The sequence below is a fragment of the Psychrobacter sp. W2-37-MNA-CIBAN-0211 genome (assembly GCF_040309405.1).
Taxonomy (GTDB): Bacteria; Pseudomonadota; Gammaproteobacteria; order Pseudomonadales; family Moraxellaceae; genus Psychrobacter; species Psychrobacter glaciei.
Genome location: NZ_JBEOOU010000485.1, coordinates 1 through 245 on the forward strand (window position 1 = coordinate 1; position 245 = coordinate 245).

Consider the following 245-nt stretch of genomic DNA (forward strand, 5'->3'; position numbering starts at 1 on the left):
GATATAACACACTAAACCAGATAGCGATTGGAATCGATGGGAAAATCAGCATAGCACCAAGGACTTGATAGGTTTTTAAACCGCCCACAAAACGCGATGTAAATTGACCAATCATAATGCTCCACACAAACCACCAAAATAAGTAAAACTCATGGTAATCATTCAGTGGTAATACAAACTCATTGATGTTGGCAAAGTAATTACCAATTAATCCGATGTTTTTAGTAAATGCAGAGAGTTCACTG

1 protein-coding gene is annotated in these 245 nt (G+C 36.7%); it reads right to left on the reverse strand.

The annotated features are described in order from the left end of the window. Positions 1 to 245: hypothetical protein (locus AAEY72_RS15985; RefSeq protein ID WP_352311642.1), on the reverse strand; the 245-nt coding region annotated here is incomplete at both ends.